Genomic DNA, 23,027 nt, shown 5'->3' on the forward strand with positions numbered 1-23,027 from the left:
TGTCGCTGCTGGGGCCCCCGGCGGCCGGGCCCGTTGGGGGGTTGGGCTTTCTCGTCAACCCCCCCCCCCCCCCCCCGACAGGCTGGTTCACGTCCAGCCGACGCCTGAGATCAGCTGCAACCGCTGGTCGAGCCGCAGCCCTCGCAGATGTAGCAGGACCCGGCGCGCTGCATCTTCGTACCGCAGGAGAAGCAGAGCGGCGCGTCCGCGCTGATACCCAGCTGCATCTCGACGAGCTCCGCCGAGGTGTGCGCCGTCCTCGGAGCAGGCTTCTCCGCCTCCTGCGGAGCGGCCACCACCTTCAGCGGCTCCGTCCGGAGCGGGGCGGACTGGGCCAGGCTCTCGATGTCCAGCTCCTCGTCCTCGAGGGACGGCTCGTACGAACCGGTGTCGAGGTGACGCTGACGCTCCTCGGCCGAGTGGATGCCGAGTGCCGAGCGGGTCTCGAAGGGCAGGAAGTCCAGCGCCAGGCGGCGGAAGATGTAGTCGACGATCGACTGCGCCATCCGCACGTCCGGGTCGTCCGTCATGCCGGCCGGCTCGAAGCGCATGTTGGTGAACTTCGAGACGTACGTCTCGAGCGGGACACCGTACTGCAGACCGACCGAGACGGCGATGGAGAAGGCGTCCATCATGCCGGCGAGGGTGGAACCCTGCTTGGACATCTTCAGGAAGACCTCACCGAGACCGTCGTCCGGGTAGGAATTGGCGGTCATGTAGCCCTCGGCGCCGCCCACCGTGAAGGAGGTGGTGATGCCGGGACGGCCCTTGGGGAGACGCTTGCGGACCGGGCGGTACTCGACGACCTTCTCGACCGCGGTACGGATGGTCTCCTCGGCCTTGGCGGTGACCTCGGCCTTCTCCTTCTCCTTGGTCTTGGCGGAGAGGGGCTGGCCGACCTTGCAGTTGTCGCGGTAGATCGCGAGCGCCTTGACGCCCATCTTCCACGCCTCGAAGTAGACCTCTTCGACGTCCTCGACAGTGGCCGTCTCGGGCAGGTTCACCGTCTTGGAGAGCGCGCCGGAGATCCACGGCTGGATGGCCGCCATCATGCGCACGTGACCCATCGCGGAGATGGAACGCTCGCCCATGGCGCAGTCGAAGACCTCGTAGTGCTCGGTCTTCAGGCCGGGGGCGTCGATCACGTTGCCGTTCTCGGCGATGTGGGCGACGACCGCCTCGATCTGCTCCTCCTGGTAGCCCAGGCGCCGCAGAGCCTGCGGGACCGTGCCGTTCACGATCTGCATCGAGCCGCCGCCGACGAGCTTCTTGAACTTGACCAGGGCGAGGTCGGGCTCAAGGCCGGTGGTGTCGCAGGACATCGCGAGACCGATGGTGCCGGTCGGCGCGATGACCGAGGCCTGCGCGTTGCGGAAACCGTTCTTCGCGCCGAGACGGATGACGTCCTGCCAGGCCTCCGTGGCCGCGGCCCAGATCGGGTTGTCCAGGTCGTCCACGTGGACGGCCGCGGCGTTGGCGTCGGCGTGCTGCTTCATGACGCGCTGGTGCGGCTCGGCGTTGCGGGCGTAGCCCTCGTACGGGCCGACGACCGCGGCGAGCTCGGCGGAGCGCCGGTACGACGTGCCGGTCATCAGCGAGGTGATGGCACCGGCGAGCGCGCGGCCGCCGTCGCTGTCGTACGCGTGACCGGTGGCCATCAGCAGGGCGCCGAGGTTGGCGTAGCCGATACCCAGCTGCCGGAAGGCACGGGTGTTCTCGCCGATCTTCTCGGTCGGGAAGTCGGCGAAGCAGATGGAGATGTCCATCGCCGTGATGACGAGCTCGACGACCTTGGCGAAGCGCTCGGACTCGAAGGACTGGTTGCCCTTGCCGTCGTCCTTGAGGAACTTCATCAGGTTCAGCGAGGCCAGGTTGCACGAGGTGTTGTCCAGGTGCATGTACTCGCTGCACGGGTTCGAGCCGTTGATCCGGCCGGACTCGGGGCAGGTGTGCCAGTGGTTGATCGTGTCGTCGTACTGGATGCCCGGGTCGGCACACGCCCAGGCGGCCTCCGCCATCTTGCGGAAGAGGGACTTGGCCTCGACCTCTTCGATGACGTCGCCGGTCATCCGGGCACGCAGCCCGAACTTGCCGCCGGACTCGACGGCCTTCATGAACTCGTCGTTCACGCGGACCGAGTTGTTGGCGTTCTGGTACTGGACGGACGTGATGTCGTCGCCGCCCAGGTCCATGTCGAAGCCCGCGTCGCGCAGGGCGCGGATCTTCTCCTCCTCCTTGACCTTGGTCTCGATGAAGTTCTCGATGTCGGGGTGGTCGACGTCGAGAATGACCATCTTGGCCGCACGGCGGGTGGCGCCACCGGACTTGATCGTTCCGGCGGACGCGTCGGCGCCGCGCATGAAGGAGACAGGTCCTGAGGCGTTGCCGCCGGAGGACAGCAGCTCCTTGGAGGAGCGGATACGGGAGAGGTTCAGGCCGGCGCCGGAGCCGCCCTTGAAGATCATGCCCTCTTCCTTGTACCAGTCGAGGATCGACTCCATGGAGTCGTCGACGGCCAGGATGAAGCAAGCCGAGACCTGCTGCGGCTGGGGCGTGCCGACGTTGAACCACACCGGCGAGTTGAAGCTGAAGATCTGGTGCAGGAGGGCGTAGGCCAGCTCGTGCTCGAAGATCTCGGCGTCGGCAGGAGAGGCGAAGTAGCTGTAGTCCTCGCCCGCCTTCCGGTACGTCTTCACGATCCGGTCGATCAGCTGCCGCAGACCGGTCTCGCGCTGCGGCGTGCCGACAGCTCCGCGGAAGTACTTGCTGGTGACGATGTTGACCGCGTTCACCGACCAGAAGTCGGGGAACTCGACGCCACGCTGCTCGAAGTTGATCGAGCCGTCGCGCCAGTTGGTCATGACGACGTCACGACGCTCCCACGCCACCTCGTCGTACGGATGCACGCCGGGGGTGGTGTGGATGCGCTCGATGCGCAGGCCCTTGGTCGGCTTGGATCCCTTGGCTCGGGAACCTCGTGCCGGGCCGCTCGCCGTCTCTGTCATGCCGCCTCCCATATGGGCAAAAACGCCCTGAAGTGCCCAGAACTTCCCGGGGCACAGTGTGTGTCTGATGCTTCGGATGCCGCGCACAGCACCCGGAGCAGGTCTGTAAAGCCGCCCTGCCGCCGATCCCACAGCCCTGTGAGATCAGCGGGTGTCCTGCTCAGTCGGCGGCGGCAGCAGGAACAGGGACCTCAAGGGGCTCGCCTGTCCCGCATCCCTGCACGGAAGGCCGTCGTTCGCGGAGTTCCGCGATGGCGGCCTCGAAGTCTTCAAGTGAGTCGAACGCCCGGTACACGGACGCGAAGCGCAGGTACGCGACGAGGTCGAGTTCCCGCAGGGGGCCCAGTATGGCCAGACCCACGTCATGAGTGGTGAGCTCGGCGCTCCCGGTGGCGCGCACCGCCTCCTCGACCCGTTGGCCGAGCTTGGCGAGGGCGTCCTCGGTGACCGGTCGCCCCTGGCACGCCTTGCGCACGCCGGAGATGACCTTGGTCCGACTGAAGGGTTCGGTCACTCCGCTGCGCTTCACCACCATCAGCGAGCAGGTCTCCACCGTCGTGAAACGGCGTGAGCAGTCGGGGCACTGGCGGCGACGCCGGATCGACGTGCCGTCATCGGTGGTGCGACTGTCGACGACCCGGCTGTCGGGGTGCCTGCAGAAGGGGCAGTGCATGGCTCCGAACCCTCCTTCACAGCACGACTGAATAGCCTCTTCAGGTCCCGTCAGGGGCCTTCGAAGCAGCCATAAGCATAGGCGATGACCACGACCGGATCGACCGCGGACCACAACTTCTGGGTGGCTGGAACAATCCAACCACTAGATCTTGGGTTTGGTGGCACATTCGGCCCTGGCGCGTGTCGCGCGCCCCGGGCGGCGTACAGGCGACGCGCGGCCGCCCACGAGGTTACGGGACAGCCCCGGCCACCCGGAGCGGGGGGCACCGGGAACAGGACCGCGACGACTGCCCGAAGACGCCCGGCGCCGGACCGTGACGAACACCGATGGGCACCCCGCGAGGGAGCGGCGCGGCGGCGAACGCTACCGTAATGGTCCGAATTGCCGCACGCCCGGAGCGCATGGCCGATCGGGCTCGACCGGCCCTCCGTTCCGGACCCGGACCCGGAGCGGAACGCAGCCGGACCGGCGCCCGGACCTCGCTCATACACCTCACAGTGAACACCGAACAGACTTTTATTCGTTTTTCACTCGAACGTGTGTTTGGCGCAACCTTTCGAAAGCTACTACCGTTGTCCAGCTAGGGAGACCATTCGAGAGGGGCCGACGTGACCACCACCGCAGACAGTGCCACCATCACTGCCCAGGACCGCTCCCAGAGCCGACTCCAGCCGGTGCATGCCATGAATGACTCAATCACGAACACGGAGCCGGAGCCGGCACGGCCAACACGCTCGTTGCCCGGCCGACCTCCAGGAATCCGAGCGGACAGCTCGGGGCTCACCGACCGCCAACGGCGGGTGATCGAGGTCATCCGGGACTCCGTGCAGCGCCGGGGGTACCCGCCTTCGATGCGGGAGATCGGTCAGGCGGTGGGCCTGTCCAGCACGTCCTCCGTCGCCCATCAGCTGATGGCTCTGGAACGCAAGGGTTTCCTGCGCCGCGACCCGCACCGCCCCCGGGCGTACGAGGTCCGCGGATCGGACCAGCCCAGCACGCAACAGACCGACACGACCGGCAAGCCCGCGGCCTCGTACGTGCCGCTGGTCGGCCGGATCGCGGCCGGTGGTCCGATCCTCGCCGAGGAATCGGTCGAGGACGTCTTCCCGCTCCCACGCCAGTTGGTAGGAGACGGCGAACTCTTCGTCCTCAAGGTCGTCGGTGACTCGATGATCGAGGCGGCCATCTGTGACGGCGACTGGGTCACCGTCCGCCGTCAGCCCGTCGCGGAGAACGGCGACATCGTGGCCGCGATGCTGGACGGCGAGGCCACGGTCAAGCGCTTCAAGCGGGAGGACGGTCATGTATGGCTGCTTCCGCACAACTCCGCGTACCAGCCGATCCCCGGTGACGAGGCGACCATCCTCGGCAAGGTCGTGGCGGTGCTGCGGCGGGTCTGAAGAGACACCGGCTCCGACCGGACCCCGGGATCCGCTGCGCCGGTCCCGGGGTCCTTTCTGTGCGGCCGGGGCCGGCCCGCCGCAACCAGGCGTCGTGGCCCGACTGCTCATCCCGATCGGCGGAGAGGAGCGGGAATCCCGGACGGAGACCGCGGTCACTTCCCGTCGGCCTTGGCGGCGGCATCGATCGCCGCGAGGGAGCGACGCGCCTGACTGCGGTCCGTCGTGTACCAGAAGTCGGGTAGCGACGCCCGCAGATAGCTCCCGTACCGGGCATTTGCCAGCCTCGGGTCGAGCACGGCGACCACGCCCTTGTCACCCGTGGCCCGGACGAGACGGCCGGCTCCCTGAGCCATCAGCAGCGCGGCGTGGGTGGCCGCGACGGCCATGAAGCCGTTGCCGCCCGCTTCCTCGACCGCTTTCTGCCGGGCGCTCATCAGCGGGTCGTCGGGGCGCGGGAACGGGATCCGGTCCATGATCACCAGCTGGCAGCTCGCTCCCGGTACGTCGACACCCTGCCAGAGCGAGAGCGTGCCGAAGAGGCAGGTCGCCGGGTCGGCCGCGAAGTTCTTGATCAGCTCCCCCAGCGTCTCCTCGCCCTGCAGCAGGATCGGCTTGTCGAGCCGCCCGCGGAGCTCCTCGGCGGCCGCCTGCGCCGCGCGCATGGAGGAGAAGAGCCCCAGCGTGCGCCCGCCGGCGGCCTCCACCAGTTCGGCGAGCTCGTCCAGCATGTCCGTGCGCGAACCTTCTCGGCCGGGCGTGGCCAGGTGCCTGGCGACGTACAGGATGCCCTGCTTCGGGTAGTCGAAGGGCGATCCGACATCGAGGCCCTTCCACTGGGGGATGTCCTCGCCCGCGGTGCCCTCGGGGGCCAGCCCCAAGGACGCGCCGACGCCGTTGAAGTCCCCGCCGAGCTTGAGCGTGGCCGAGGTGAGGACGACCGACCTTTCGGCGAAGAGCTTCTCGCGCAGCAGCCCGGAGACGGAGAGCGGGGCGACGCGCACGGAGGCGCCGAAGCGGTCGTGCCGCTCGTACCAGACGACGTCGTACTCGGATCCCTGGGTGATCCGCTCGGCGACCCCGTGGATCGTCTCCACCGAGGCCATGGCCTGCTTGCGGACGGCGTCCTCGTCCTGGACGGACTTGTCGCGGGTGGATCCCAGGGCTGTGATCACCGTACGAGCGGCGTCGCGGAGCGCCATCAGGGCGTATCCGAGGTCCTCCGGGACCTCTTCCAGGCGGCCGGGGAGAGCCAGCTCCATGACCCGCTCGAAGCCCTCCGCGGCGGTCTGCAGGGCGTCGGCGGCCTTCTCGTTGACCAGCTTCGCCGCGCGGCGCACGGCCCTGTTCACCTGGCCGGGGGTGAGCTCGCCGGTGGCCACTCCGGTGACCCTGGAGACCAGCTCATGGGCCTCGTCGACGATGAGCACCTCATGCTGCGGGAGCACCGGGGCCCCCTCGATCGCGTCGATGGCGAGGAGCGCGTGGTTGGTGACGACGACATCGGCGAGCTTGGCGCGCTCGCGGGCCATCTCCGCGAAGCACTCCGCGCCGTACGCGCACTTGCTGGCGCCGAGACATTCCCGGGAGGAGACCGAAACCTGCGCCCAGGCGCGGTCCGAGACACCGGGAGTGAGATCGTCACGGTCACCGGTCTCGGTCTCGTCGGACCAGTCACGCAGGCGCAGCAGATCCTGGCCGAGCTTGCTCGACGGCGCCGCCGCTTCGAACTGGTCGAAGAGCCCCTCTTCCTCGTCCTGCGGCACGCCTTCGTGGAGCCGGTGCAGACAGAGGTAGTTCGACCGCCCCTTGAGCATGGCGAACTGGGGCCGTCTGCGCAGCAGCGGGTGCAGCGCCTCGACCGTACGCGGAAGATCACGCTCCACGAGCTGGCGCTGCAGTGCCAGGGTCGCCGTGGCGACGACGACACGCTCCCCGTGCGCGAGCGCGGGCACCAGGTATCCGAGGGACTTGCCCGTGCCGGTACCGGCCTGGACCAGCAGATGGGCGTTGTCGTCGACAGCCTCGGCGACGGCCTCGGCCATGGCGGCCTGGCCGGGCCGTCCCGTACCGCCGACAGCGGTCACGGCGGCGTGCAGGAGCTCGGGGAGAGATGGCTTCGTCATAGCCGTTCCACCCTACGGGGCACCACTGACAACGGCGGTCACTCCCGGACTCACGCGCAGTGGTGGAGCGGGTTGGGGACCGAGCCGTGGACGGCGGCGTGCGGACGCTCCGGCCGGTCACGGTAGCCGTCCCGGTACAGACGGTTGCGGTTGAGACACAGGCGTGCAATGCGCGGTGTCAGCATGTCGAACATCTCGAACCTCTCTTTGAGCTCGGGAAAGCGGGCGTGGTGCCGCAGAATCTCGGCCCGGACGAGTGACCAGAAATCGGCCTCCGGAACTCCGAGCTGCTCCTTGCACAGCCGGGAGAGATAGCGGAAGACCCCGACGAAGAGTCCCGAGTGGATGAACTGGGTGAGGAACGCGGGCTCCTCCGCGAGGAGAATGCTGCGAACGCCCTCCGGCATCGTCGCGTGCTCGGGCAGCGGCTGGGCGCTGATGTTCACGTCATCGACGAAATCCTTGATCGCCAGCCGTACCGGCACGTCCTGGTCGTCGAAGACGACGATGGCGTTCTCGCCGTGCGGGGAGAAGACCGTGCCGTAGCGGTAGAGGAAGTGCAGCAGGGGCGGGAGCAGCGCCGCGAAGAGCCGGGTGAGCCATGCGGCGGGCGCCAGACCCGAGCGGGCCACGAGCTCGGCCGTGAAGGCGCGGCCGTGGGGATCCGTGTGGAGCAGCGAGGCGAGGGTGCGGGCGCGCTCCCCGGGCGTGAGCCGCGGGTGGAGCGGCTCTCGCCAGATCGCGCCGAGGATTTCCTTGAACTGGTAGGGCGTCTCCGGGAGACGGTCGTAGAGCGGGTGCTCGACGGTCACGGAGGCGACTTCGCCGAGCAGGACGACCCCACAGGTGTCGCGCAGAAACGGGTCGCGGTCACAGAGGCCCTGGACCCAGCCGGTGACGGCGGGGGCCGCGAGGGTGCGCTCGGTCGGGAGTCCCCGCCAGACCAGCGTGTTGAGGATCGAGAGCGGCAGTTTGACGGTGTGCCGGTCGGGGCGGCCCAGGTTGGTGAAAGTGCGGATCGACTGCTGCGGCAGCCGGAGGTCGTCGTCGGCGTGCAGCGGGACGATGTCATCTGCGGCGATGGCCGGCGCGAACAGCGGAACGATCCACTCGTCCCACTGCCAGGGGTGCACGGGAAGGAAGAGATAGTTGCGCGGGTCGAGGTCGCGTGCGCGGAGTTCGGCCGCGAAGGACGCGTGGACCGGGTCGTCGAGTTCCCGGGCGTAGAGCTGGTCCGGTGTGGCGAGTCCGGCCACACCTCGGTAGCCGGCGATCCGGGTGCTGACGGCGATCCACGGCAGTCGGACGGGCCGGCGGGCCTCGGGGGTGAAGACGGCGGCGTCGGAGGCGGAGAAGCCGAGGCGTCCCTTGTTGGCGACGAGCCAGGGGTGCCCGGTCTGGTGTCCTTCGAGCTCGGCGTAGTCGAGCTCGGCCAGCTGGGCCGCGGTGAGCGCGGTGTGGTCCAGCCGGGCGTCGGCGGCGAGCGTCGTGGTGATCTCGCGGATGAGGTGGCCGAGAGTGGGTCCGTCGAGGCCGAGGAGACGGTGGGCACGGGCCAGGAACCGCAGCGGGTCGCGGAACGGCACGGTCCGGGCGCGGAGGCCCTGACCGCTGCCCGGGGATGCGTTCCGGTCGCTGACGTGCATCGAGTCGGGGACGACGTGCCAGCCGCCGTAGACGCCCCGGGCGGCGCGGAAGCTCAGGGTCGCGCCGTCGTCCAGGACGAGTGCGTATGTGTCGCTGCCTGCGCTCCGAGGAGTTGCGTCGCTGCCGGTGGCCTGAGGAGTCGTGTCGCTGCCGACGGTCTGAGGAGTCGGCTCGACGATCTCTTCGTAGGCGAACTCGCCGAGCATCTTCGCCAGCAGGCGGGCGGCAGCCCGGTCCCAGACCGTCCGGCTGAGTTCTGGAGTGCTGAGCAACGCGGGCGGCTCCGCTGATTCATGGCTCGCAGGATATTTCGGCACGGGGACTCCTCGGGACGGAACCGATGGGCTTCGAGCGGTGTAAGTAATGCAGCAGGTCGTTCACAGCTGGGCGCGGTGGGCTCGGTCGCGGACCATCAGGGCGGCTCGCTTGTCGGGGAGTTCGACTTCCGCGGAGAACCGGAAGCCGGCGCTCAGGAAGGCGGAGACGGAAGGGGTGTTGCGCAGGTCGGGTTCCGCGACGACGCGTGCGCAGAGAGGACGGTTGTCGAGTACGAGGTCCGAGACGGCCCGGAGCAGTGTGGTGCCGACGCCGTGCCCGCGGTTGTTCACACCACCGATGAGGAGGTGGATTCCGGTGTCTTGCGGTCGGGCGGGGTAGTGGCGCGCCAAGGGGTCGAGGTCCGCACGGTAGATCTCCCAGTAGCTCATGGGGACACCCGCGAGCACACCCAGGCAGGGAACGCTGCGTCCGTCGCCGTCGAGTTGGGGACGTAGGTGGGCTGCGGTGACGGCCTCGGCCCCGGCGAGTTCCCAGAAGGCGGCGACTGCGGGGTCGTTCATCCAGCGGCTGATCACGGCCAGGTCGCGGTCGAGCCGCACAGGGACGAGCTGGAACACTCCGGCGGGTGTGGTGACCGGTCGCCACTCGGCCGGGTTGTCCAGCAGGTCGGAGGAGTCCAGCCTGCCCAGGGAGCCGGATGCGACGGCACCTGCTCCTCTGCCGTTGGCCGTGCCGGGGTTCACGTCGCCCGCCTCGGACGACGTGGATCCGTTCCGGGGCGGGAGTTCCTTCCGGGCCGGGGACTCCATCAGCGACAAGGATCTGCCTCCCGACGGTGGGCCGGTGGAGGGCGGGTCGGGGGTCGGTGTTGCTGCTGCCGGTGTGTTGTCTTCCCCGAACCGAGCGAGGAATTCCTCGGAGAGCCGCAGATCCAGTGTGTCCTCGGTGCCCGAACCGGCCTGGGGGACAGGGCCGGAATCGGCATCGGTATGCGCGTCGGCGGGGGGCACGGTCACGCTCTCCTCTCAGCAGTTCAGGCGGTGGTCATGGTCCTTCACGCACAAAGGGGGTTGGCGATGGTGACATAGACGGACTGGGTGTCGACGGGTCCGACGAGTTCGTCGAGGCCGTGCAGTCGCGTCATCAGGTTGGCCTTGCACCGCAGATACGGGTTCTGCAGCAGCTGCGCGGGAAGTGGGGATCCGAGATCGACGACTCCGGTGAGGAAGCGACGGAGCCCGGCGATGAGCACCCGTTCATCGGCTAGGTGCTGGGCGCCGAAGGCGCCGATCAGACCGAAGATGTTGTTGATGCCGAGGTAGTAGGCGAAGCGCTCGTCGGTCACCGCGTCGGAGACAAAGGTTTCGCTGACCGTGCCGATCCCGGGGAGCCTCTGCTCAAGGGCCGCACGGTGGGACTCACGGAAGTAGTAGCCCTGATTGTCCCGGTAACGGCCTCCGACGGGCCAGCCTTCGGAGTCGAGCAGCACCAGCGTGTTCTGCTGATGGGCTTCGAGGGCGACCCCGGCCGTGGCGTCGAGCCAGAGCACGGGGCGTACGACACGGTCGAGGTAACGCAGGAACCACTCGGCGGCGACGGCTCCCTTGGACCTGCCGGTGGTGCCGGCGAGGCGGAGGACGACGTCGGCAAGACGCGAATGCATGCCCGGCCGGTCGGGCCAGGGGCGCGGGGCGGTCAGCCCGGCGATGCACACCACATCGTCGTGCGGCCCGAACGGGTTGTGGCGCAGCATGACGTCGAGGCCGGCCACGGGTTCGCCGTCTTGCGCGTCCACGGCGAGCCATGCGGGGTCACGGACGATGTCGAAGCCGGGGTGTGCGGCGTGCCACTGCGTGGCGAGGCCGCTGCGGAGAAGCCGATGGACCTCCACTCCTCGGTGGAGTTCCTTACGGAGATTCTCACGGCGGGAGTTGGTGATGCGTACGCCGAGGGAGAGTTTGAGCATGACGTCGGCACCGGGCTGATGGACGGTGCGGACGGAGGAGGTGGGGTGCCAGCGCTCGCCGTGCGGTCCCAGGTCATGGAGGAGGCCCGCGTCGACAAGAGATCCGACTTCGGGCCGGCGGGCCAGTTCACGGGCCTGCCATGGATGGAGCGGAATCGGGACGGTACCGGCGGGCAGGCGCAGTCCGTCGGCATGGGGAATGACGAGATCTTCGGCCGGAACCGGCCGTCCTCCGTCCGTCCAGGAGGACTCGGTGGCCAGCAGCGAGCGGTCGACGGCCATCCAGTGCAGGGGGAAGGAGCCGTGCAACTCGGGCGAGTAGAGCCGCGATTCGGATTCGGAAAGGCCCTCGCGGCTCTTGGGGCTGGGATGCAGGGGATGTCCGAGCAGAAGCGACTGCTCGGCCGTGAGGAAGAGGTCCGCCTCGGCGGGAGCGGTGGGGGTGCGGCGCCGTTCGGTGATGAAGGCTGCCGTACGGCGCACCGAATCGGCGACCCTTCCCACCATGTCGGCACCCTCGTTGCGGTCCGCCTCGCGGCCCAGCAGAGCGGCGACGGTGACGGCATCGGTGGCCGGCGCGCCGTCCGGCGCGACCTCCAGGGTGGGCGGACCGAAACGGTGCCATCCGGCGGCGGACCAGTAGAGGACGGGGACGAGAAGGGCCGTGCCGCTGGCGGGGAGCGGAATGCGGAGCGTGTCCCACTCCGGACGCGGCAGGTCGTTCTCCCGGACCCAGCAACGCAGCAGGTTCTCGACTCCCGCCGCGTCCGCGGCCCGGAGCGGATCGGGGTGGTCGAGTGGATCCGGGTGATCCGGGAGACCGGTTGTCTCCTCGGTGGTGGGTGGATTCTGCGGGGTGAGGCACCCGCCACGGGGCGCTGCCTTCTGGCGTGGCACGGTCGTCTGCTCGACTGCGACTGTGCCGACGAGCGCTGACTGACCTCGCTGCTGGCCGACGGGAGAGCCGTCGGCCTCGGGCGCGGGGGTGGGATTCACGGCGGTCTTCCTTGTGATGATGTGCGGGGTCAGTGGGTCGCCCCGGTCGTGGTTCGGCGGTGGGGCGAACGCTCGGCGGCCGCCAGGGCATCGGCCAGGCGGTCGACGACCGCTGTTGCCTGCTCGTCGGTGAGAGTGAGAGGAGGAAGCAGACGTACGACGGTGGAGTGGCGTCCTCCGAGTTCGACGATGAGCCCGCGGCGCAGACACTCCTGCTGCACGACGGAGGCGAGGACCGGGTCGGGCGCCGGCTCTGAGCCGCCCCCGGCGCCGCCGGCGAAGGCGGACTCCGGGTCGACGAGTTCCACGCCGATCATCAGTCCCCGTCCGCGGACGTCTCCGATGCACGGATGATCCATGGCCAGTGCCTGGAGGCGGGCGAGCATGCGGGCGCCGAGTGTCGCGGCGCGCTCGGCGAGCCGGTTCTCACGTACGTAGGAGAGCGTGGCCGTACCGGCCGCCATCGCAAGCTGATTGCCACGGAAAGTGCCGGCATGGGCGCCCGGTTGCCAGGTGTCCAGCTCGGAGCGGTAGACGATCACAGCGAGCGGGAGGGAGCCGCCGATGGCCTTGGAAAGCACCATGACGTCAGGGATGATCCCGCTGTGCTCGACGGCCCAGAAGGCACCGGTCCGGCCGACGCCGGTCTGTACCTCGTCGGCGATCAGCGGGATGGACCGGGCTGCGGTGATCTCTCGCATCCGTCGCATCCAGCCGTCGGGGGCGGGGTTGACTCCGCCCTCTCCCTGGACCGGTTCGAGGATCATTCCGGCAGGCACGGGTGCGCCGCTCTTGGGGTCGTCCAGCAGATTCTGGGTCCAGCGGGCGGCGATCTCGGCGCCGCGTTCGCCGCCGATACCGAAGGGGCAACGGTAGTTCTGCGGGAAGGGAAGCCGGGTCACCCGGACGTCCTCGGCTCCGCCCGAGGCCGCAAGGGCTCCCTCCGTCATCCCGTGGTACGCACCGGTGAACGCCATGAGCCCACTGCGCCCGGTCGCGGCCCGGACCAGTTTGAAGGCCGCCTCGACGGCGTCGGTGCCGGCCGGTCCACAGAACTGGATCCGGGCATTGTCGGCGAACTGCCGTGGCAGTGTGGCGAACAGCTCCGTGGTGAAGGCGTCCTTGACCGGGGTCGCGAGGTCGAGGACATGCAGGGGGGCGCCCGAGTCGATGACCTTCTTGATCGCTTCCAGAACCACCGGATGGTTGTGCCCGAGCGCCAGCGTGCCGGCTCCGGAGAGACAGTCGAGATAACGCCGCCCGTCCGCGCCCTCGATGGTCAGACCACGGGCCCGCACCGGCACGATCGGCAGCGACCGCGCATAGGTGCGGGCGGCCGATTCCCGCATCGACTGCCGTCGCAGGATCCCCTCGTGCGCTGCGGGTGGTGCCACCGGAGCTGGTTCGGTCACGGCCACGGCTTCTGGTCCTCCCGCTGTAACAGATGCGTTGCACGTCGGTACGTTTCCGCAGGGACGGACTGCGCGGTTGAACGCTGTCCGTGAGTCCCTCGTACGTACCAACGACGCCGGGCGCAATGGATCACGGGTAAATCGGAAGATCCTTGCGGAGACGGAACCGCGGACCTGCTGCGTACCGTCACCACCGGCACCGGCATAGTGGGGGACCGTGTGCGGACTCCGGCCCACGGCGCGGAGTTCACGGCGCGTCAGGCAGTGCCCAAGTGCAGTACAGAAGTGTTGAGTGACGAAGTCCCAGGGGGATCACCACATGCGACCGATTCGACAGGTTTTCACCGCGCGTCAGAGGACGAGGACCCGGCGCACGCCCTCACCCGTGCTCGCCGCGGCTGCGCTGACCGCCGCCCTCGCGCTCACAGCCACCGCCTGCGGTCCGGGCGAGGACAGCGCGAATGCCAAGCCCAGCGCCTCCGCCGTCCAGTCCTCCGACGGAAAAATCACTATTCCGGATGACCTGAAGGACCGGCTCAAGGAGCACGGGGTCGACCTCGACAAGTGGAAGAACGGCGAGTGGAAGAACTGGGACAGGGACAAGTGGCTCCGTGAGGCCAAGGACTTCATCAACCCGATCATCGAGGGTCTCTGGGACCCGGATCGGATGCGGGACGCCGACAAGTCGCCCGAGCAGCCGGTCGAAAACGACATCTCGGGCGACAAGGGAGTGACGGACCCGACGCCCGCGCCGGTCCGGGCCACGGGTGTGCAGCCCCCGTACCACGACAGTGCCGCGGAGTCGGGCAAGCTCTTCTTCGACAGCCCCGAGGGCTCCATGGTCTGCTCCGCAACCGTGGTGCAGGACCCGGCCAATCCCGGCAAGTCCAACATGGTGTGGACGGCGGGGCACTGTGTGCACGCGGGCAAGAAGGGCGGCTGGTACCGCAACATCGCCTTCGTGCCGTCCTACAACGACAGCGGCCTGTCGCTCGCCGAGCTGAAGAACGCGCCCAAGGAGAAGGTCGCTCCCTACGGCGTGTGGTGGGGCCAGTGGGCGCAGACCTCCGACCAGTGGATCGCCGACGGCGGGCCCACCGGCGGCCAGGGCGCTCCGTACGACTTCGCGGTGCTGCGGGTCGCCCCGGAGAAGGGCTCGACCGGGAAGTCCCTGGAGGAGACCGTCGGTTCGGCGCTGCCCGTCGACTTCAACGCCCCGGCGGTTCCGAAGATCGACAGCTTGACGGCGACCGGCTTCCCGGCCGCCCCGCCGTACGACGGCCAGAAGATGCTGCAGTGCAAGGACAAGCCGGGCCGGCTCTCGCTCACCGAGGCCGACCCCACGATGTACCGCATCGGCTGCTCCATGACCGGCGGCGCCTCCGGCGGTGGCTGGGTCACGACCGGCCAGGACGGCAAGCCCGCACTGGTCTCCAACACCTCCATCGGCCCGGTGACGGCCGGCTGGCTGGCCGGACCGCGCCTCGGCAAGGAGGCCAAGGGCATCTACGACGCGGTCAGCAAGAAGTACGCGGGGCAGTGATGCACACGAACTGCCGCCTGCGGCAGTTCGACTGACTGCTGTTCAGGGGCCCGGGCGCGACAGCCGTTCGCCGGGCCCCTCGGGCCGAGCACCCGCACGCCCTGCGCGGCTTCCTTGGCGCTGCCGTGGCCCGGTGACAGAGAAGCTCCCCGGGCCGTCACGGGTGGGAGCCGACTCCTGGGTCGCCACCGGTCCGACCACACCTTTGAATGACACGTTCATGTCAGTGATTGAAGTTCAGGGGGAATTCCTTCCATGCGATCCATATGTCCGCTGCTCGCCGCGACCGGCCTCGTCGCGGCTCTCGCGCTGACGGCCACGGCCTGTGGTCCCAGCGAGGACGGAGCGGCCGACAAACCGGCCGCCGCTGAATCCGCCCCCGCCGCCGAATCCGCCGGTGGCGGCATCTCCGCCGATCTGGCCGAGACCCTGAAGAAGCATGGGGTCGACCCGGGCAGGTGGAAGAACGGCGAGTGGAAGAACTGGGACAAGGACAAGTGGCTCCGTGAGGCCAAGGACTTCGTCAACCCGGTGATCGACGGGCTGTGGAAGCCCGAGCGGATGAAGTCCGCCAAGGATCCGGCGAAGACGATGTCGGCCGGCGATCTCTCCGGTGACCGGGGTGTCACCGACCCGGAGCCCTCGCCGGTCCGGGCCGAGCCCGAGGACCTGCCTTACCACGAGCACGCGGCCCCGGTGGGCAAGGTCTTCTTCGACTCCCCCGAGGGCTCCATGGTCTGCTCGGGCACCGTCGTCAAGGACCCGAAGAATCCAGGCAGATCCAACCTGGTCTGGACGGCGGGACACTGTGTCCACGCCGGTGCGAAGGGCGGCTGGTACCGCAACATCGTCTTCGTGCCGGCCTACAACGACAAGGGCAAGTCCGCCGCCGCGCTGGAGAACGCCCGGCCGGAGGAGATCGCTCCGTACGGTGCGTTCTGGGCGGACTGGGCCACGACCTCCGGCGAATGGATCGCCGATGGCGGCCCCACCGGTGGCGAGGGCGCGCCGTACGACTACTCCGTACTGCACGTGAAGCCGGAGAGCGGCACCAAGTCCCTTGAGGAGACGGTGGGCAACGCCCTGCCTGTCGACTTCGACGCTCCCGAGATCTCGCAGATCAGCGCCATGGGCGCCTGGGGGTATCCCGCGGCCGCTCCGTACGACGGCCTGATCATGCACAAGTGCATCGACCGTCCCGGTCGGCTCTCCATCAGCCCCAGCACCCCGACCATGTACCGCATCGGCTGCACGATGACCGGTGGTTCGTCCGGTGGCGGCTGGTTCAGTGAGGGCTCCGACGGCAAACTGGCACTGGTCTCCAACACCTCCATCGGCCCGGTGACGGCCGGCTGGCTCGCCGGCCCGCACCTGGGCGAGGGCGCACGGAAGATCTTCACCATGATGAGCGACAAGTTCGCCGGCCGGTGAGGACCGGCCGGCGAAAGCCCGGAGGCCCGCTCCCTCACGACCAGGGAGCGGGCCTCCGGTCCGTACGGTCTCGCGCCGTCAGTGCGCCACCGGGACGAACGGCGCCAGGTCGGCGGCGAGTTCGGCGTGCACTCGCGCCTTGAGCAGGGTGCCCTCCGAGGTGTGCTCCTCGGAGATCACTTCGCCGTCGGCGTGCACCCGGGAGACGAGTCCCCCGTGGGTGTACGGAACGAGCGCCTCGATCTCGACCGAGGGACGGGGCAGTTCGGTATCGATGAGCGCGAGCAGCTCGTCGATCCCGGCTCCGGTCCGCGCCGAGACGGCGATGGCGTGCTTCTCGATCCGCAGCAGTCTCTGCAGGACCTCCGGGTCCGCCGCGTCCGCCTTGTTGATGACCACGACCTCGGGCACGTCCAGCGCGCCCACTTCACGGATCACCTCGCGCACGGCGGCGAGCTGCTCCTCCGGCACCGGGTGCGAGCCGTCCACCACGTGCAGGATCAGGTCGGACTCGCCGACCTCCTCCATGGTGGAGCGGAACGCCTCGACGAGGTGGTGCGGCAGATGCCGTACGAAGCCGACGGTGTCGGCCAGGGTGTAGATCCGGCCACTCGGCGTCTCGGCCCTGCGCACGGTCGGGTCCAGGGTGGCGAACAGTGCGTTCTCCACCAGGACGCCCGCACCGGTCAGCCGGTTGAGCAGCGAGGACTTGCCCGCGTTGGTGTAGCCGGCGATCGCGACCGAGGGCACCTTGTTGCGCTTGCGTTCCTGCCGCTTGATCTCACGGCCGGTCTTCATCTCCGCGATCTCCCGGCGCATCTTCGCCATCTTCTCGCGGATCCGTCGCCGGTCCGTCTCGATCTTGGTCTCACCGGGACCACGGGTGGCCATGCCGCCACCGCCGCTGGAACCGCCGCCGCCCATCTGACGGGAGAGCGACTGACCCCAGCCGCGCAGACGCGGCAGCATGTACTGCATCTGTGCCAGCGAGACCTGCGCCTTGCCCTCGCGGGACTTGGCGTGCTGGGCGAAGATGTCGAGGATCAGCGCGGTCCGGTCGACCACCTTCACCTTGACGACGTCCTCCAGGTGGATCAGCTGGCCGGGGCTCAGCTCACCGTCGCAGACGACGGTGTCCGCGCCCGACTCGAGAACGATGTCGCGCAGCTCCAGCGCCTTGCCCGAGCCGATGTAGGTGGCCGGGTCGGGCTTGTCCCGGCGCTGGAACACCGCGTCGAGCACCTGGGCACCCGCCGTCTCGGCGAGTGCGGCGAGCTCCGCGAGGGAGTTCTCCGCGTCGGTCACGGTCCCCGAGGTCCACACGCCGACCAGCACCACACGTTCCAGGCGGAGCTGCCGGTACTCGACCTCGGTGACGTCCTCGAGCTCGGTGGAGAGGCCCGCCACACGCCGCAGCGCCGCACGCTCGGCGCGGTCCAACTGCTCGCCGTCACGCTCTCCGTCGATCTCGTGGCTCCAGGCGACGTCCTCTTCCATCAGGGCGTCGGCCCGAAGGCTCTCGGTGAGGCTCTCGGTGACGTTCTCCGTGGCACTCTGCGCGTCCTGCGCGTCCTGGGGAAGGGAAGAAGAGGAGGTCATTGGATCCTTACGTCGATAGATGTCCGTTACGTCAGTCACAACGCGTGACCCCTCCGGAAGATTCCCGCTGAGGGGAATCTCCGGTCCGGCCGCGGCAGCGACCCGTCGATAGTGGCATGGCCCTGCTCGGCCCGTCACCCGGGTTTACCTGTGTCCTGCCTGCTTCGTGCTACGCCAGTCGGGGTGTCCGGGCATGGGCGGTGTCTTCTTCCCGTACAGCCAGCCCTGGAAGAACGTGGTCAGGTCGCGTCCGGCGATGCTTGAGGCCAGCCGGACGAAGTCGGCCGTGCTCGCGTTCGAGTCCCGGTGGGCCCTGACCCAACTGCGTTCCAGCAGATCGAACGCGTCCTTGCCGATCTCCTGGCGCAGCGCGTAGAGCACCAGCGCGCTGCCGTCGTAGACCACCGGACGGAAGAGGCTGATCTTCTGCCCGGGCGCCGGGGCGGCAGGGCGGGCGGGCGGGCCCCCGACGGCGCGCCAGGCGTCGGAACGGGTGTAGGCGTCGTGCATCCGCTTCACCAGCGACTTCTTGGCGTGGTCCTCGGCGTAGCGCGCCTCGTACCAGCTGGCGTGCCCCTCGTTGAGCCAGAGATCCGACCAGGCCTGCGGGGAGACGCTGTCCCCGAACCAGTGGTGTGCCATCTCGTGCACCATGATCGATTCGACGTACCACTCGGGGTATGCCTTGTCGGTGAACACCGACCGCTCGAAGAGCGTGAGGGTCTGGGTCTCCAGCTCGAAGCCGGTCTGCTCGTCGGCCACCAGCAGCCCGTACGTCTCGAAGGGGTAGCGGCCGACCTGGCGCTCCATCCACTCCAGCTGTCCGGGTGTCTTCTTCAGCCAGGGCTCGAGGCGTGCGGCATCGGCGGCCGGCACCACGTCGCGGATCGGCAGCCGGTGCGGCCCGGTCCGACGGGCGATGGCGGAGTGTCCGATGGAGACCTGGGCCAGTTCGGTGGCCATGGGGTGTTCGGTCCGGTACGTCCACGTGGTCGTGGCGTCCTGACGGACCCTGCCGGCCGGCAGGCCGTTGGCGACCACCGTCAGATCCTTGGGGGCGGTGACGTGGAAGGTGAAGTACGCCTTGTCGGCGGGGTGGTCGTTGCTCGGGAAGACCCGGTGCGCGGCGTCGGCCTGGTTGGCCATGACCAGACCGTCCGCCGTGCGCAGCCAGCCGCCGCTGTTCTGGTCGCCGCTCGGGTCGCTGGTGTGCCGGACGGTGATACTGATCGGCACTCCGGCCGGAAGCGGGCCGAGGGGCTCGACGACCAGGTCCTCGCCCACGACGGCGAAGTCCGCGCGCAGACCGTTCACCGCCACGGAACGGACGGTTCCACGGGTGAAGTCGAGATTGATCCGGTCCAGCGGCTCGGTGGTCCTCGCCTGGATCGTGGTGACGGCGTCCAGGGGTTCGCTGTTCTTGCCGTGGTAGACGAGCCCGATGTCGTACGAGAGGACGTCGTACCCCGGGTTGCCGAGGGTCGGGAAGAGCGGATCTCCGATGCCGAGCGGCACGGGAGCGGGCAGGGTGGCGGCAACGAGGGCGGCCGATGCGGTGGCCAGCAGGGCGGCCCGCAGGCGGCTGGGGATGAACGGCATCCCCAACGGCTACCAGTCATTACCACGGTGAGGGGCGCGGCGCGCTTCGGGCCACCCGAACGAGGTCACCGGCGCGGGCGACGCCGGGGCGGACGGCGGCAGGATCGGGGTGCGGGGCGCCGGGGGCCGGCTCAGACGGCGGCGGCCGGCCGCTGGGCGCGGTTCACGTCGTACACCCCGGGCACATCCCTCATCGCGCGCATCAGCGCAGGCAGTCCGGCGGCGTCCGGGAGCTGCAGGGTGTAGGTGTGTCGCACGCGCTGCTCACTGGGCGGTTCCACGGTGGCGGAGATGATCGCCGCGTCCGCCGACGCGATGGCCTCGGTGAGATCGGCGAGCAGCCGGGGCCTGCCGAAGGACTCGGCGACCAGCGTGACCCGGCACTCGGCCGCATCGCCCCAGCCGACCGCGACCGGAGTCCTGCCCGCGGCCTGCATCCGGGACACCGCGGGGCACTCCTGCCGGTGCACGGTGACGGCGCCCCCTCGCACGGTGAAACCGGTGACGGCGTCGGGCGGTACGGGAGTACAGCACCCCGCCAGCCGTACGGTGGCGTCCGGCCGGCCGGCGACGACTGTCGCGGCTCGGCGTGCGGCCCTGGTGACGGCGGGGTCCGCCCGGCTCTCGGGCTGCGGTTCGGGCCGGCGGCGTGCGGGCTGGCTGCCGTACATCCCCTGCGCCTCTTCCGGGTGGGCGTCGAGCCAGCCGGAGATGGCGATGCGCGCCGCGGGCGTGCGGGCGTGGTCGAGCCAGTCGGGCGAGGGCCCGGACGCGGAGTCCTCCGCGAGCAGCAGTTGCACGGTGTCCCCGTCGCTGAGCACGGTGGAGAGCGTGGCGAGCCGCCCGTTGACCCGGGCTCCGATGCAGCTGTGTGCCTTGTCGCCGTACTGCGCGTAGGCGGCGTCGACACAACTGGCCCCGGCGGGGAGCCCGAGTGTGCCTCCGTCGGTGCGGAAGACAGTGACCTCACGGTCCTCGGCGAGGTCGGCGCGGAGGGTGGTCCAGAAGGTGTCGGGGTCGGGGGCGGACTGCTGCCAGGCGAGGAGCCGGGACAGCCAGCCGGGCCGGGTCGGGTCGGCGCGCTCGCCGTCCGCGGGTTCGGCGGCCGGCGGGACCGGGGCGCCGTCCGCGGTGTAGGGGTTGCCGAGCGCGATGACGCCGGCCTCCGCGACCTTGTGCATGCGATGCGTACGGATGAGGACTTCGGCGACCGCGCCTTCCACGCCGACGACCGCGGTGTGCAACGACTGGTACAGGTTGAACTTGGGGGCCGCGATGAAGTCCTTGAATTCGGAGATCACCGGGGTGAAGCAGGTGTGGAGCTCGCCGAGGACGGCGTAGCAGTCCGCGTCCTCCGCGACCAGGACCAGCAGCCGCCCGAAGTCGGTACCGCGCAGTTCGCCGCGTTTGATCCGGACACGGTGCACGGAGACGTGGTGGCGGGGCCTGATGACCACCTCCGCGGGGATGTCGGCGTCCCGCAGCACGGCCCTCACGTTCTCGGCGATGGCGGCGAGCGGGTTCTCGGCGACGGCCGCGCCCGGATTCCCCGATTCCGGTGGAGCCGCTGCGGCGATCAGCGCGCGGGTGCGTTCATACTCCTCGGGATGGAGGATGGCGAAGACCAGATCCTCCAGCTCGGTCTTGAGCGCCTGCACCCCGAGCCGTTCGGCGAGCGGGATCAGCACGTCACGGGTGACCTTGGCGATCCTCGCCTGTTTCTCGGGGCGCATCACCCCCAGGGTGCGCATGTTGTGCAGCCGGTCGGCCAGCTTGATCGACATGACCCGGACGTCGTCGCCGGTGGCGACCAGCATCTTGCGGAAGGTCTCGGGCTCGGCCGCCGCCCCGTAGTCGACCTTCTCCAGTTTGGTGACGCCGTCGACGAGATAGCAGACCTCCTCGCCGAACTGCTCCCGGACCTGCTCCAGGGTGACCTCGGTGTCCTCGACCGTGTCGTGGAGCAGGGACGCGGTCAGCGTCGTCGTCTCGGCGCCGAGCTCGGCGAGGATCAGCGTGACCGCGAGCGGGTGCGTGATGTACGGCTCGCCGCTCTTGCGCATCTGCCCCCGATGGGAGGATTCTGCCAGGACGTAGGCCTTGTGCAGGATGCTGAGATCGGCTTCCGGATGGTGGGCCCGATGGGCCTCGGCGACATGGCCGATCGCGTCGGGCAGCCGGTCACGGGAGACCGGTCCGAGCAGCGCGACGCGGCCGAGCCTGCGCAGATCGATCCGGGGACGGCCCCGTCTGCGGATGGGAGCACCTGGGTTGGTGGCCTCTGCGCTCATGGGGGCACCTCCGGCAAACGTCGACCGGCGGTGGGGAGGTGCGGACGCGCCTCCGGGCCGGTGCTTGATGCTACCGACCCCACCACGTGGCGGAGTCCGGCTCTCGCTCAGCGTGAAACGGATCACCCATTCGAGCGAAGCTCTAGCCGGTCACCGTTTCGAGCCAGGCCGGATCGATCATGCCTTCGGCGACGATGACGGCGGCTCCGGTCATCTCGATCTCACCGTCGGGCCGCTCGGTGATCACCAGGGTCCCGCCGGGCAGATCGACGGTGTACGTGACCGGCGTGCCGGTCTCCGCTGGGTCCGCGCCGTCCCGCCGGGCGGCGGCGACGGCCACGGCGCAGGCGCCGGTACCGCAGGAACGGGTCTCGCCGGAACCGCGCTCGTGGACCCGCATCGCCACATGGCGGGGTCCGCGGTCGACGACGAATTCGATGTTGACGCCGTCCGGGTAGACCTCCGCGGGGCCGAACGGCGGTACGGCGAGCAGCTCGCCCGCGTGGGCCAGGTCGTCGACGAAGGCGACCGCGTGGGGGTTGCCCATGTTGACGTTGCGGGCGCTCCAGCTGCGGCCGTCCACGGTGACCGTGACGCCGTCCTCGGGGAGCAGTGCGCGTCCCATGGAAACGGTGATGTCGCCGCCCTTGGCGATGTGCACCTTCTTCACACCACCGCGGGTCGCGACCGTGAGGTCGCCCTCCTCGACGAGCGCGGCACGTTGCAGGTAGTGGGCGAAGACCCGCACGCCGTTGCCGCACATCTCGGCGATCGAGCCGTCGGCGTTGCGGTAGTCCATGAACCATTCGGCCTCGCCCGCCATGGCCACCGCCTCGGGGTGCGCGGCGGACCGTACGACGTGCAGGAGCCCGTCACCGCCGATGCCGGCCCGGCGGTCGCACAGCCGGGCCACGACGGATGCGGGCAGGTCGACGGCGTTGTCCGGGTCGGGAACGATCACGAAGTCGTTCTCCGTGCCGTGCCCCTTGAGGAAGGCGATCTTCGAGGTGCTCACAGGGCAACTGTACGAGGCCCCAACGGCAGCGGGCCAAGCCGG

14 protein-coding genes are annotated in these 23,027 nt (G+C 69.4%); 3 read left to right on the top strand and 11 right to left on the bottom strand.

Annotated elements, in window-relative coordinates; all coding sequences use genetic code 11:
- Positions 1-110 precede the first annotated feature (110 nt).
- Together ACFVXE_RS02485 and nrdR are read right to left on the bottom strand one after the other, a co-directional pair.
- Positions 111-3,005 carry a vitamin B12-dependent ribonucleotide reductase gene (locus ACFVXE_RS02485; RefSeq protein ID WP_389668396.1) on the bottom strand — a complete coding sequence of 965 codons (2,895 nt, stop codon included), beginning with the start codon at positions 3,003-3,005 and terminating at the stop codon, positions 111-113.
- A gap of 160 nt (positions 3,006-3,165) precedes the next feature.
- Positions 3,166-3,678, bottom strand: coding sequence for a transcriptional regulator NrdR (nrdR, locus tag ACFVXE_RS02490; RefSeq protein WP_389668398.1), 513 nt, complete (start codon positions 3,676-3,678; stop codon positions 3,166-3,168).
- Positions 3,679-4,289: 611 nt separating this feature from the next.
- Here nrdR and lexA point away from each other — a divergent pair.
- Positions 4,290-5,081 carry a transcriptional repressor LexA gene (gene lexA / locus ACFVXE_RS02495; protein WP_389668400.1) on the top strand — a complete coding sequence of 264 codons (792 nt, stop codon included), beginning with the start codon at positions 4,290-4,292 and terminating at the stop codon, positions 5,079-5,081.
- A gap of 155 nt (positions 5,082-5,236) precedes the next feature.
- On the opposite strand, the gene ACFVXE_RS02500 is transcribed toward lexA, so the two are convergent.
- From ACFVXE_RS02500 to ACFVXE_RS02520, 5 genes are read right to left on the bottom strand one after another with little or no spacing between them, the layout of a single operon-like run.
- A complete protein-coding gene (locus ACFVXE_RS02500; RefSeq protein WP_389668402.1) occupies positions 5,237-7,207 on the bottom strand; it encodes an ATP-dependent DNA helicase in 1,971 nt (656 codons plus the stop codon).
- Between the two features lie 50 nt (positions 7,208-7,257).
- Positions 7,258-9,171 (bottom strand): IucA/IucC family protein, encoded by a 1,914-nt coding sequence (locus ACFVXE_RS02505; protein ID WP_389668404.1) that lies wholly within the window; start codon positions 9,169-9,171, stop codon positions 7,258-7,260.
- A 60-nt stretch (positions 9,172-9,231) separates the two neighbouring features.
- The gene (locus ACFVXE_RS02510; protein WP_389668504.1) at positions 9,232-10,143 is read right to left on the bottom strand and encodes a GNAT family N-acetyltransferase; all 912 of its coding nucleotides are present in this window, start codon (positions 10,141-10,143) and stop codon (positions 9,232-9,234) included.
- Between the two features lie 44 nt (positions 10,144-10,187).
- Entirely contained in the window at positions 10,188-12,095 is a 1,908-nt protein-coding gene (locus tag ACFVXE_RS02515) for an IucA/IucC family protein (protein ID WP_389668406.1), read from the bottom strand.
- Positions 12,096-12,124: 29 nt separating this feature from the next.
- Positions 12,125-13,513 carry a diaminobutyrate--2-oxoglutarate transaminase family protein gene (locus tag ACFVXE_RS02520; RefSeq protein WP_389668408.1) on the bottom strand — a complete coding sequence of 463 codons (1,389 nt, stop codon included), beginning with the start codon at positions 13,511-13,513 and terminating at the stop codon, positions 12,125-12,127.
- A gap of 313 nt (positions 13,514-13,826) precedes the next feature.
- On the opposite strand from ACFVXE_RS02520, the gene ACFVXE_RS02525 reads away from it, so the two are divergent.
- The gene (locus ACFVXE_RS02525) at positions 13,827-15,050 is read left to right on the top strand and encodes a trypsin-like serine peptidase (protein ID WP_389668410.1); all 1,224 of its coding nucleotides are present in this window, start codon (positions 13,827-13,829) and stop codon (positions 15,048-15,050) included.
- Positions 15,051-15,305: 255 nt separating this feature from the next.
- The gene (locus ACFVXE_RS02530; RefSeq protein ID WP_389668412.1) at positions 15,306-16,481 is read left to right on the top strand and encodes a trypsin-like serine peptidase; all 1,176 of its coding nucleotides are present in this window, start codon (positions 15,306-15,308) and stop codon (positions 16,479-16,481) included.
- Between the two features lie 78 nt (positions 16,482-16,559).
- On the opposite strand, the gene hflX is transcribed toward ACFVXE_RS02530, so the two are convergent.
- The 4 genes from hflX to dapF all read right to left on the bottom strand — a co-directional run bounded on the left by hflX (position 16,560) and on the right by dapF (position 22,985).
- Positions 16,560-18,080 (bottom strand): GTPase HflX, encoded by a 1,521-nt coding sequence (gene hflX / locus ACFVXE_RS02535; RefSeq protein WP_389668414.1) that lies wholly within the window; start codon positions 18,078-18,080, stop codon positions 16,560-16,562.
- 144 nt (positions 18,081-18,224) lie between these two features.
- Positions 18,225-19,679: a M1 family metallopeptidase gene (locus ACFVXE_RS02540; protein WP_389668416.1), complete on the bottom strand. Its 1,455-nt coding sequence runs from the start codon at positions 19,677-19,679 to the stop codon at positions 18,225-18,227.
- 131 nt (positions 19,680-19,810) lie between these two features.
- Positions 19,811-21,970: a RelA/SpoT family protein gene (locus ACFVXE_RS02545; protein WP_389668418.1), complete on the bottom strand. Its 2,160-nt coding sequence runs from the start codon at positions 21,968-21,970 to the stop codon at positions 19,811-19,813.
- A 142-nt stretch (positions 21,971-22,112) separates the two neighbouring features.
- Positions 22,113-22,985 (bottom strand): diaminopimelate epimerase, encoded by an 873-nt coding sequence (gene dapF, locus ACFVXE_RS02550; RefSeq protein WP_389668420.1) that lies wholly within the window; start codon positions 22,983-22,985, stop codon positions 22,113-22,115.
- Positions 22,986-23,027: the final 42 nt, after the last annotated feature.

It is taken from the genome of Streptomyces sp. NPDC058231 (assembly GCF_042882275.1).
GTDB lineage: Bacteria > Actinomycetota > Actinomycetes > Streptomycetales > Streptomycetaceae > Streptomyces.